The sequence below is a fragment of the Peribacillus psychrosaccharolyticus ATCC 23296 genome, from assembly GCF_000305495.1.
GTDB lineage: Bacteria > Bacillota > Bacilli > Bacillales > DSM-1321 > Peribacillus > Peribacillus psychrosaccharolyticus.
Map to the genome: position 1 here is coordinate 1 of NZ_AJTN02000042.1, position 10896 is coordinate 10896.

General features: G+C 40.7%; 11 protein-coding genes. All 11 read right to left on the bottom strand.

Annotation, left to right across the window (positions count from 1 at the left end; all coding sequences use genetic code 11):
• The coding region (locus WYK_RS04575) for a TlyA family RNA methyltransferase (protein ID WP_040373417.1) at window positions 1–752 on the bottom strand (752 nt) is incomplete at its 3' end.
• 4 nt (window positions 753–756) lie between these two features.
• Entirely contained in the window at window positions 757–2649 is a 1893-nt protein-coding gene (dxs, locus tag WYK_RS04580) for a 1-deoxy-D-xylulose-5-phosphate synthase (protein WP_040373418.1), read from the bottom strand.
• 269 nt (window positions 2650–2918) lie between these two features.
• Window positions 2919–3812 carry a polyprenyl synthetase family protein gene (locus WYK_RS04585; RefSeq protein WP_040373419.1) on the bottom strand — a complete coding sequence of 298 codons (894 nt, stop codon included), beginning with the start codon at window positions 3810–3812 and terminating at the stop codon, window positions 2919–2921.
• The gene (xseB, locus tag WYK_RS04590; protein ID WP_040373426.1) at window positions 3812–4045 is read right to left on the bottom strand and encodes an exodeoxyribonuclease VII small subunit; all 234 of its coding nucleotides are present in this window, start codon (window positions 4043–4045) and stop codon (window positions 3812–3814) included. Before xseB ends, WYK_RS04585 begins: the two co-directional genes overlap by 1 nt.
• A 2-nt stretch (window positions 4046–4047) precedes the next feature.
• The gene (xseA, locus tag WYK_RS04595; protein WP_040373420.1) at window positions 4048–5394 is read right to left on the bottom strand and encodes an exodeoxyribonuclease VII large subunit; all 1347 of its coding nucleotides are present in this window, start codon (window positions 5392–5394) and stop codon (window positions 4048–4050) included.
• A 525-nt stretch (window positions 5395–5919) separates the two neighbouring features.
• Entirely contained in the window at window positions 5920–6783 is an 864-nt protein-coding gene (gene folD / locus WYK_RS04600; protein ID WP_040373421.1) for a bifunctional methylenetetrahydrofolate dehydrogenase/methenyltetrahydrofolate cyclohydrolase FolD, read from the bottom strand.
• 123 nt (window positions 6784–6906) lie between these two features.
• On the bottom strand, window positions 6907–7296 hold the full coding sequence (gene nusB, locus WYK_RS04605) for a transcription antitermination factor NusB (RefSeq protein ID WP_040373422.1): 390 nt from the start codon (window positions 7294–7296) through the stop codon (window positions 6907–6909).
• Between the two features lie 360 nt (window positions 7297–7656).
• Window positions 7657–8070 carry an Asp23/Gls24 family envelope stress response protein gene (locus WYK_RS04610; protein ID WP_040373423.1) on the bottom strand — a complete coding sequence of 138 codons (414 nt, stop codon included), beginning with the start codon at window positions 8068–8070 and terminating at the stop codon, window positions 7657–7659.
• 27 nt (window positions 8071–8097) lie between these two features.
• Complete coding sequence (gene accC / locus WYK_RS04615; RefSeq protein WP_040373424.1) at window positions 8098–9450, bottom strand: acetyl-CoA carboxylase biotin carboxylase subunit; 1353 nt, start codon at window positions 9448–9450, stop codon at window positions 8098–8100.
• Between the two features lie 13 nt (window positions 9451–9463).
• Window positions 9464–9946, bottom strand: a complete 483-nt coding sequence (gene accB / locus WYK_RS04620) for an acetyl-CoA carboxylase biotin carboxyl carrier protein (RefSeq protein WP_040373425.1) — start codon at window positions 9944–9946, stop codon at window positions 9464–9466.
• A gap of 373 nt (window positions 9947–10319) precedes the next feature.
• Window positions 10320–10896: SpoIIIAH-like family protein (locus WYK_RS04625; protein WP_051387307.1), on the bottom strand; the 577-nt coding region annotated here is incomplete at its 5' end.

The following is a 10896-nucleotide window of genomic DNA, read 5'->3' on the forward strand; positions in this document are numbered from 1 at the left end:
TCCTTAGGTCCTGTCCAATGCAGGTGAAGCAGAAACTCAATATTACCGTCGCCGCCTGTGATTGGAGAGAAGGAGGCATTTAAAACGTCATAGCCTTCCTGCAAAGAAAAGTCTATGATCTTTTTCATAACAGCTTGGTGAATCTTAGGCTCACGTACAATGCCTTTTTTTCCCACTTGATCCTTACCCGCTTCGAATTGAGGCTTAACGAGTGCCACTACATCTCCGCCGGGAACAAGTAATGTTTTTAGAACTGGCAGGATTAATTTCAAGGAGATAAATGACACATCTATACTTGTGAAGTTAGGCATTTCTCCATCTAAATCAACAGGTGTTACATAGCGGAAATTGGTTCTTTCCATTACCTTCACACGCTCATCTTGACGGAGCTTCCAGGCCAGCTGATTATACCCTACATCTAAAGCGTATGACATCACTGCACCATTTTGAAGTGCACAGTCGGTAAAGCCGCCTGTAGAAGAGCCGATATCTAAAAGAATCTTCCCATCTACAGACAAATCAAATACCTTTAAGGCTTTTTCAAGTTTTAATCCGCCTCTTGATACATAAGGCATTACTTTTCCTTTTATCGTCAGCTCATAATCTACAGGTACTTTTTCGCCGGGTTTCTCGAGACGTTCTTCATTTGCATAGACAAGCCCAGCCATAATCATTCGCTTAGCCTTTTCTCGTGTTTCTGCTAATCCTTTTTCAACCAGTAATACATCAAGTCGTTCTTTATTAACTTTCATTATGTCAGGCCCTTTTTTGCTTTTTTGGTGTAAGCAGATTTATTTTGTTAACTGTTTCTTCTACGGTCATACCAATTTCCGCTAATAGTTCATCCACACTGCCGTGTTCAATAAACCGGTCTGGAATTCCCATTCTATCAATAACTGCCCCTGAGAAACCATGATCGTGGGTGAATTCTAGAACCGCACTTCCAAAACCGCCTTGAAGAATCGCCTCTTCAATTGTTAGGATTGGCATTTTTTGTTGTAGTAATTCAATCAGCATGTCTGAATCAAGCGGTTTAATAAATCTTGCATTGACCACTTTTACAGATATATCATCTTTTGCTAACCGTTCCGCAGCCTCTAATGCCATCGGAATGGTTGTCCCAAACGTCAAGATAGCTGCATCGGTTCCTTCACGTAACACTTCCCAGCTGCCGATTGGGATCTCTCTTAGCATTTCATCCATTGGGACGCCGTAACCGTTTCCTCTTGGAAAACGCATAGCAATTGGGCCGTCATCATATTTAATCGCTGTATTGACCATATGCTGTCCTTCGTTTTCATCCTTAGGCATCATAACAACCATATTCGGCAGATGACGCAGGAAGGCGATATCAAATACACCCTGATGAGTTTCTCCATCTGCTCCAACTAGTCCAGCACGGTCAACACCAATAAATACATTAAGGTTCTGTCTGGCGATATCATGTACGAGCTGGTCATAGGCACGCTGCAGGAATGTAGAATAAATAGCCAAAAACGGCTTCATTTTTTGTGTAGCTAAGCCTGCTGCAAATGTAGCTGCATGCTGCTCGGCAATTCCTACATCATACATTCGTTCCGGGAACTCACTCGCAAATCCTTCAAGCTTTGATCCAACAGGCATAGCAGGAGTAATAGCCACAATCCGCTCGTCTTCTCTCGCTAATTTTCGGACAGTTTCACTAACTAGTGAGCTCCACGCTGGACCTTTAACTGGTGATTTAACAAACGCACCTGTTTCGATTTTATATGGACCTGTTCCGTGCCAATTTCCTGTACGATCCAATTCAGCAGGCGAATATCCCTTACCTTTTTTCGTGATTACATGTAAAAGGACCGGGCCTTTGGTTTTTTTAGCATATCGTAAGTTCTCAAAAAGTTCCTCATAGTTATGACCGTCAATCGGTCCAAGATAAGTAAAGCCAAGTTCCTCAAAAAAGACGCCGGACACAAGTAGATACTTCATACTGTCCTTTAGTCGTTCTGCAGTGGCTGCAACCTTACCGCCAACGGCAGGAATCTTTTTCAAGAACAATTCTAATTCGTCTTTAGCCCACTTATATTTACCAGCGGTCCGCAGTCTTCCAAGTACACTATGAAGAGCACCGACATTTGGCGCAATTGACATTTCATTGTCGTTCAAAATGACAATCATATCCTTCTGTTCAGAGCCAATATGATTTAATGCTTCAAGGGCCATACCGCCGGTTAATGCTCCATCACCGATAACAGGAAGTACATAATTTTTTTCTTTTTTAATTTCACGAGCTGCTACCATACCCATTGCAGCAGAAAGTGATGTAGAACTATGACCAGTTTCCCAGACATCGTGTTCACTTTCATTCATTTTTGGGAAACCGCACAGCCCTTTATATTTCTTTAAGGTATCAAATTGGCCGGCACGTCCTGTCAATATTTTATGAACATATGATTGATGACCAACATCCCAGATAATTTTATCTTCAGGACTGTTGAATTCTTTATGAAGAGCAATTGTTAGTTCAACGACTCCAAGGTTTGGACCAATATGTCCCCCGCTGACTGAAAGCTGTTCAACTAAAAACTTTCTTACATCCGCACTTAATTCTTTTAATTGATCATTCGTTAGATTTTTTAGAAATGAAGGGTCTTTTATAGTTAGAAGATCCAATCAGGATCACTCACTTTCTATCATCTTTCCAGCAAGTATCTACCAGAAAAAATTTTTTATGGTTCGTCTTTCGTCTCTCATTCATGGCATATGGTTCGACTACTCGAAAAATAGCCGCCGAGACACACAAGTTTCCGGCGGCTTCGCATTCATTATATCATAAAGGCTAAACAGTTTTTCATTAGAACTGCACCCTTTGCTTTCCCTATTTTACTCATTTTTTTACCATGAGTATACCATAATCGCATTTTCTAGACAAATTTTGTCGATTAATGATTTCGATCAGCAATCATTTTGGTTAAACTAATTAAAAGCTCTGTCTCAATTCCTGTCTGATCCAATGCCGTAATAGCCTGCTCGATGTGATAAGCTAGTTTTTCTTTGGCCCCATCCATCGTGAGAAGCGCTGGATAGGTGCTCTTTTGGTTGCCTTCATCGCTTCCAACCGGTTTTCCAATGACTGATTCATCGCCTTCAACATCTAAAATATCATCGCGGATTTGGAAAGCTAACCCCAAATGATACGAAAATAATTCTAGAAGTGCCAGCTGCTTGGAATTCCCTTCGGAAAGAATTGCTCCAGCCAGAACACTTGCTGATAAAAGTTTTCCCGTTTTATGTTCGTGTATATATTCAAGTTCCTTTAAGCTAAGCTGTTTCTCTTCGCCTTCCATATCAGCGATTTGTCCGCCGACCATTCCTTCAGCACCAGCCGCCTGTGCAATCAAGCGAATCAACTTCAATTTCATATCACTCGTGACGTCAGGATGATTCATTTCAGCCACCAACTGGAAGCTGTAAGTCAGTAACCCATCACCAGCAAGTATAGCATGAGCTTCCCCAAACACTTTATGATTCGTCGGCTTTCCTCTGCGAAGATCATCGTCATCCATGCTAGGCAGATCATCATGAATTAAAGAATAAGTATGAATCATTTCAATAGCTGCACTCACAGGTATACCTATTTTTGAATCTTTTTTAAACGCTGTAATAACAGCAAAGACAAAAAGCGGTCTAATCCGTTTTCCACCAGCCTGAAGTGAGTACACCATCGCTTCTTTCAACGATTCAGGTGCTTGTAGATTTTGAATGAACTGGATCATATTTTCTTCAATTAATGCCTTATGTTCGGCTGAATAGCCTGCGAGCGTTTGATTACTCATTATTCTTCCTCCTGAACCGCAAAGCTATCAAGCTCGCCGTCTTCCTTAAGAATTTGAGTCAATTGATCTTCTACTGTTTTTAATTTTTGATGACAAAGCTTCGACAAATCCATCCCTTGTTTATAGATTGTAATGGCAGCTTCTAATGGGACATCTCCTTCTTCTAGCTGTTCAACAATTTTTTCAAGCTCTTCCATTGCTTGTTCAAATGTTACTTCTTCTTTTTTTGCCATAATCATTTCCGCTCCTCTATCTTCTCAATTTTACATTCAAGGGTTCCATCTTTAATCTGGACAGCGATCGTATCACCGCGTGACACTTGCTTCGTACTTTTCACTAATTCTTCGTCTCCCGTATAAATCAAACCGTAGCCCCGGTCCATGATATTTAATGGGTTTAAGGCAGAGAGGGTTGAATTAACATGTAGAAATTGCTGTGTATGCTGTTTCATACTTGCTTCCATCAAACGAGTAAGCATCTTTTTATGAGCAAGTAACCGTTCCTTTGCAAGAACGACTTGCTGTTCTGGGTGCTGTTTTTGAAGAATCGCAGTTGAGCGCTGCAACATTTCGCGCTTTTGTAAAAAGTACTTACTGCTTCCTCGCTGAAGCCTTTCAGTCGCTTTATCAAGCTGTTCAAGTTTCTGTTCATACATTTTGCGCGGGTAGCGGAATGCATAAGATTTTTCTAAACGGGCTAGTCTGGTTCTTTGTGCAGCAGCATTTTCCTGAATGGCTCTGGAAAGTCTATTTTTCCGATTCAGCAATCTTTCCATAATTTCATTTAAATGCGGCACGGCTAGCTCGGCTGCTGCAGTAGGCGTAGGAGCCCGTAAATCAGCGACAAAATCAGCAATCGTGAAATCCGTCTCATGGCCGACCGCGGAGATAATTGGTATGTCTGAATCATAAATTGAATTCGCTACGATTTCTTCATTAAAAGCCCAAAGTTCCTCAATCGAGCCACCGCCCCGGCCGATAATTAAGACATCTACTTCATTGCGTTCGTTCGCCGTGCTGATCGCCTTCGCAATGGTCGGCGCCGCATTGGCCCCCTGAACTAAAGCAGGGTAAATAATCACCTTTGCTATCGGATACCTTCGTTTAATCGTCGTTAGAATATCTCGTAAAGCTGCCCCTGTCGGTGATGTAATCACCCCAACTGATTTTGGGTACGACGGGAGTGTTTTTTTATGAAGCGGAGCAAACAAGCCAGCTTTCTCAAGCTTCTTTTTCAATTGTTCATAAGCTGTATAAAGGTCACCCACGCCATCTGGTGTCATTGCTTTGACATACAGCTGGTATTGGCCGCTTTGTTCATACACGCTGATGTCACCTCGAACAAGAACCTTCATTCCATTCTCAGGCATGAACTTTAAGCTGCCATTATGCGCGGAAAACATTACCGCAAGTAGCCTCGCCTTTTCATCCTTAAGCGTAAAATACATATGTCCGCTCGAATGCTGCTTGAAGTTCGATATTTCCCCTTTTATGTAAGCTTGCTGCAAATGAGGATCCGCATCGAATTTCCGCTTTATATACTTCGTCCAAACCGAAACACTCAAATATTTTAAACTATCCATAAAAAAACTCCTTTTTATTAAAAAAGCGGAAGCGTCTGTTCTGCTCCTGAGGAAATAGGGAGGGACTCTGGAGGCGCTTTTTGCCTACCGAGGCTCTCTTCTTTTCCGCAGGGAGCAAGACGCTGCAGCTAGACTACTCAAGAAAGCCGGAAGCGTCTGTTCTGCTCCTGAGGAAATAGGGAGGGACTCTGGAGGCGTTTTTTGCCTACCGAGACATTCTTCTTTTCCGCAGGGAGCAAGACGCTGCAGCTAGACTACTTTAGAAAGCCGGAAGTGTCTGTTCTGCTCCCGAGAAAATAGGGAGGGACTCTGGAGGCGCTTTTGCTCATCTAGAGGCACTCTTCTTTCAACCACTTGGACTAATTTATCTGCAATCATTATATTTACTCTAAATGCGTACAGACAGAAAAAGCTGTCTCTAGTTATTATAAAACAAGAGAACAGCTTCTTCTAATTTTTACGCTGTATTTTTACAGGTATAAGCGTTTTTTGACGGTGCAACAAAAGGTTTGTAAAAGGTTTGGGTTACTTTACTCCTGTCAAAGCCGCTTTCTTTGCCGATTTAACGGTATTTTTCAAAAGCATGGTAATGGTCATCGGACCTACCCCTTTAGGGACCGGTGTAATGTAAGAAGCTTTTTCTTTTACTTCGTCAAAAGAGACATCTCCGCACAGCTTGCCTTGTTCATTCCGGTTCATGCCGACATCGATGACGATTGCCCCTTCCTTCACATGACTTGACGTAATCATATCTCGTTTTCCTACTGCAACGACTAGTATATCTGCCTGATTAGTAATGGCTTTCAGGTCCTTAGTCCGAGAATGACAATATGTGACGGTGGCATTTTTATTAAGGAACAATTGTCCGGCTGGCTTTCCGACGATATTACTACGACCGACAACTACTACATGCTTGCCCTCAATCTCACAATTGATATGTTCAAGCATGACCATCACACCGTATGGCGTACATGGCAGAAATGCATCTTGACCAGTCATCATGCGGCCAATATTAATCGGATGAAACCCATCTACGTCCTTTTCAGGTGAAATCGCCTCAATAATGGCTGTTTCATCAATGTGGGCAGGAAGCGGAAGTTGAACGAGAATACCATGAATGGCTTCATCTTCATTCAGTTCCTTAATCTTAGCAACCAGCACTTCCTGTGAAAGTGTTTCGGGATAATCTATTAGGACTGAATACATACCAATTTCCTCGCAGGCTTTTTGCTTATTGGCAACGTAGGTTTTTGAAGCCTGATTATCGCCGACTAATATAACCGCGAGGCCAGGAGTTATCCCATCTTGTTTAAGCTGATCCACTTCTAAACGCAGCTCATTTCTTACTGATTGAGCAATTTCTTTTCCATCAATTATCTTAGCTGTCATAAGCCGATCACTCCTAAAATTAGTTGTTATAGAAACGCAAATTTCAGTGAGCCTTCGGCGCCGCAATATCATTGATTCGTTACAATCCCACAGGTAAAGAATTGATTTTAAAGATGTAGAATGTTAAACGAGCTTATCTTTCACCTTTGATAGGACTGCATTAACAAAGCGGCTAGATTGGTCATCACCGTAAATTTTTGCGATTTCAATCGCTTCATCCATTGCTACACTGACTGGTACATCTTCGCAATACTTCATCTCATAAACTGCAATTCTCAGCAGATTTCGATCAATATTCGCTAATCGTTCCATTTTCCAGTTTTCAAGGTTTTCCATAATGATTTGATCAATTTGTTCTTTATTTTCTTCCGTACCTTTAACAAGCTTTTCGAAATATTGATCGTTTGGGGTGCCATCCAATACGCTTTCTATCGCATCTTGAATTTCTCCTTTTCCGATTTCAATTTGATATACCGCTTGAAGGGCTTTTTCACGTGCTGTTCTTCTTTTCATTGTTAAACTCCTTTTATATCCACTATTATATATGAAAATGATAGCAAAGACGAACAATTAACTAAGAAATACGATAAATATTAAGAATTAAACTTTTTTCACTCTTATACTATTGCACGGAATAAGTAAAACCTGTAAAAAAAGAACCATTTGCTATCCTTCAAATGTTAATTCATCCTTTATACTCTATCAGAAATTTATCATTTGAGAAACCTTAAAGTAAGAAATAACTTTAGGTTTCCTTACCTTTTGTATGCCTCATATCGCTTCACTTTAATCAGCGGAACAAATATTTCACCATTTTTCCATACAAAAAACCCGGCATTAGCCGGGCTTCTATCTTTAAGTATAGCTTGAAAGTTACACTTCTTGTTCAAATTCTGGTTCTTGTTTACCATTATCGAACTGGATGCCGACAACATGGATATTGACTTCTTCCGCTTCCAGCGCAGTCATATTTAACAACGCTTCACGAATATTATCCTGAACCTCTTGGGCAACCTTTGGAATCGAGATACCAAATTTCATCACACAATATAGATCAACCTTAATGCCATCTTCACCTAAATCAACCTTGACGCCTTTACCGTGATTCTTTTTCCCAAGCTTTTCAACAACACCAGAAGCAAAGTTTCCACGCATATGGGCAACGCCTTCGACTTCACTCGCAGCAATTCCTGCGATTACTTCGATTACGTCTGGAGCAATTTCCACTTTTCCAAGGCCGTCATAATGACCACTCATTTCTAACATACGGTTTTCATTTTCACTCATTCAAAAGCACCTCCCGTCTACCTTACATTATGAGTCCATTACATCGTATAATTCAAGAAATTTTGTATTAAATTCACCTGACACGAATTGTTCATGCTGCAGAAGCTTACTATGGAACGGAATTGTTGTATGAATTCCTTCAATAGCAAATTCACTTAATGCTCGCTTCATTTTGTTAATTGCTTCGGCACGGCTCGGTGCATGCACAATTAATTTTGCGATCATAGAATCGTAATAGGGTGGAATCACATAACCCGGATAGGCTGCGGAATCGACCCTAACTCCATATCCGCCTGGGGGCAGATACATCTGAATTTTCCCTGCAGAAGGCATAAAATTCTTTTCAGGATTTTCTGCATTGATCCGGCATTCAATTGCCCAGCCGTTAAATTGAACATCTGATTGAGAAAGTGATAATTTCTCATTTGAAGCGACTCGGATCTGTTCTTTAATTAAATCTACACCTGTTACCATTTCTGTTACAGGATGCTCGACCTGGATTCGAGTGTTCATTTCCATGAAGTAAAACTTACGATTTTTATAATCATAGATAAATTCTACCGTACCTGCACCAGAATAATCAACAGCAAGGGCGGCTTTTACGGCAGCTTGTCCCATTTCTTGTCGGATTTCTCCATCAAGTGCGGGTGATGGGGATTCCTCAACTAGTTTTTGCAGACGACGTTGAATCGTACAGTCCCGTTCACCTAAATGAATCGCATTTCCATGATTATCCGCCATCACTTGAATTTCAACATGACGGAAGTCCTCAATAAATTTCTCCAAGTAGACACCAGGGTTACCAAAAGCTGTTGCAGCTTCCTGCTGGGTAATGTTAATGCCCTTAACCAGCTCCTGTTCATTCCTAGCAACCCGAATTCCTTTACCGCCGCCGCCTGCTGTGGCCTTAATAATGACCGGATAGCCAAGTTTCTCTGCCAGCTCTACAGCTTCGGCAGTATCTTTAATGATTCCTTTTGAACCAGGCACAATTGGTACGCCAGCATCTTTCATCGTTTCTCTAGCTACATCTTTTGTACCCATTTTTGAAATAGCCTCTGGACTAGGTCCGATAAAAATAAGGCTGCACTCCCGGCATAGCTCTGCGAAGTCCGCATTTTCGGCTAGAAAACCATAGCCTGGATGAATAGCATCCGTTCCTGTAAGCTTCGCCGTACTAATGATGTTCGTAATATTTAAGTAACTGTCCTTCGATGATTTCGGACCAATACAATACGCTTCGTCAGCAAGCTGAACATGCAATGCTTCTCTATCAGCTTCTGAAAAAACCGCTACCGTTTCGATTCCTAATTCTTTACAGGCGCGTATAATCCGTACAGCAATTTCTCCCCGGTTAGCAATTAATATTTTCTTAATCATTTAGAACAACTCCTCATTCAGCCTTTACTGTAAACAATGCTTGGCCATATTCTACTAATTGACCGTCCTTAACAAGGATGTCAACGATTTCGCCGTTTTCTTCAGCCTCGATTTCATTAAATAACTTCATTGCCTCAACAATACATACAATTGAATCTTTTTTCACTTTCGAACCTCTTGATACATAGTTATCTTCTTCCGGCGATGGAGAAGCATAAAAGGTGCCCACCATCGGTGAAGTGATTGTATGTAAATTCGTATTGGCTGCTTCTTGTTTTACTTCAGGTTCTGCCTGCGGCTGTCCTGCTGGTGTGACTTCCTTAACTGGTGCTTGAACCGCTATTGCTGCTGGCACTTCTTTTATAATTTGTACAGGTTGATCAGCACCTGTTTTCTTCATTTTGATTTTTGTTCCTTCTTGTTCATATACAAATTCAGTAATGCTAGATTGGTCAACTAATTTAATAATTTCTCGAATTTCTTGTACTTTCAACATCCTTGGCACCCCTTGTCCTATTTTTAATATTGGTTGGTATAGAAAGTGCAGCTTACCTGCAGTTGGTTAGTATGGCCATCCGCCATACGTATTTAATAATACTGGTTCTTCTTAATACTCTATCAAAAATAATCATGACCAGCTACTATTATCATACGGTAAGACCACCCTAACATTCAACTTAACATAAATAAAGCGCTTACTTTATTTATTCTACCTCTTATTTCGAAAATTGAGAATCATTTGACAGCCATTTCTTCCACTCATCCTAATCCTTTGAAGGTTTGCAAGATACATTAACCTGATATTTGTCTACTTGAAAGCAAAAAAAATAACCGCAAGGCTTAGTATGCCATCTGCGGTTTTATATTATTTATTTTTTTGGTTGATGTTCAACGACGACATTTTGGGCATTTTTCACTTCACTGTCTACAAGTTGAACAATTTCATTCGCCGCTTCTTTTGATAATTCATCTGCTTTTACCAAGACATTTACATCACTGCCTTCGATCCGGACCAAAGCTGCTTCTAAGTCCAATGAAGAGACAATCGTTGTTTCAAGGATTTCTTCTGAAATTCTAGCCTCACTGATTTGTTCAATTGCATCATAGGCCTTATTGATATCTTCTGAAGACATATCGCCTTTACCCATTTCCGCATCATATTTTTCACTTTGCTTCGAACGTTCTTCATCAATGGCAATTCTCATAGCTGCAAATTCGTCATCACCAGAGGAAATCGTAACTTGAGCTTTTTCTTCTGATGATCCACTTTCTTTCGCTTTTTCAACCGCTTGGTCTTTTTCTTTCTCTTGCTCTTGTTCAGTCACAGCCATATTTGTCCCTTGCTGTTCAGGTGATGTTAAATAATAAACGGACAATACGACAACTAGACTTAACATGGTTAATAACCACACCGTTTGTTTTTTAATAACATTGTAAAATTCCCCC